The organism is Deinococcus roseus, assembly GCF_014646895.1.
Classification (GTDB): Bacteria; Deinococcota; Deinococci; order Deinococcales; family Deinococcaceae; genus Deinococcus_C; species Deinococcus_C roseus.
On the sequence record NZ_BMOD01000081.1, the window covers coordinates 1 to 1,184 of the forward strand.

At 59.3% G+C, this 1,184-nt stretch carries 1 protein-coding gene; it reads right to left on the minus strand.

Features of this window, described 5'->3' with window-relative positions; all coding sequences use genetic code 11:
* Position 1: 1 nt before the first annotated feature.
* On the minus strand, positions 2-1,184 hold a 1,183-nt coding region (locus tag IEY52_RS26465), incomplete at its 5' end, for an ABC transporter substrate-binding protein (protein WP_189009700.1).

Genomic DNA, 1,184 nt, shown 5'->3' on the forward strand with positions numbered 1-1,184 from the left:
ATCAGCGACCCTGGTTGGAGGCTTTCTCGATGTTCTTCTGGGCGGTGTCCAGTGCGGTCTTCGCGTCCGTTTTGCCCAGTTGCACCGCCTGGAACGCACTGGCCAGTTCGTTGTTCACCGCCAGCAGATCCACCAGCGCAGGCAAGGTGTACGTTCTGCCTTTGGAGAGCAACTCCGCAGCCATCTTCATCACTGGTTCCTCAGACACCTTCTGCAGCTCAGGTGCCCCCTTCACAGGAGAAATGTTGAACACCTTGTCCGCCACCGCAGCACTCCGTTTCGCTTCACTGAAAAACGCAATGAACTTCAGCGCCTCCACCGCATTCTTGCTCCCCTTGGGAATCATCCAGGTGTTCCCCACCGTAAACGAATTCGGGTAACGGGACCCTCTGGGCATCGGCACCGCAGCCACCCCGTAATTCAGTTTGGCCCCGTAGCGTTTGATGAACCCGGCATGCCACTGGCCGTTGACTTCCATGGCGATCTTCCCGGCAATGAAGGGGTCACTGCCCGAGGAGGCGGCGATGTTGCCGAGGCTGCCCTGGAAGCGGTTGAGTTCGTCTGCGCCGTACTTCTTGACGTAAGCGGCCTGCCATTCCAGCGCTTTGAGGGTGCCTTTGTTGGTCAGATCGGACTTTTTGGTGGCACTGTTCAGGAAGCTGCCTCCGAAAGCACCGGTCCAGAGGGCGGGGTTGCCCTGTGCGACCCAGGGGATGAAGCCCATCACGTCGATGTCTTTGCCTTTTTTGACGGTGAGTTTTTCGGCGTACTGATCCAACTCCTCAATGGTTCTGGGGGGTTTGTTGGGGTCGAGGCCTGCGGCTTTGAAGAGGTCCTTGTTGTAGTAGAGCATCATGACGTTGCTCATTTCGGGGATGCCGTAGGTTTTGCCGCCGAACTGCATGGCTTTCCAGGCGGTGCTGTTGAACTGGCTGCCTTTGATGCCGGCTTTGCTGAGGATCTCGTTGAGGGGCATGAGTGCACCGATGCTGGCGAGACCGGGGAGGACGTCCTGGCCCCAGTAGAGGACGGCGTCGGGGGCTTGCCCGGAGGCGACGGCGGTGAGGAACTTGCCCTGTGAGGTGCCCTGGATGCCGGCTCCACTGACCAACACGGCTTTGATGGTGACGTTGTCCTGGGCTTTGTTGTAGTCTGCGGCGGCGTCCAGGATGGTCTGTCCGTCG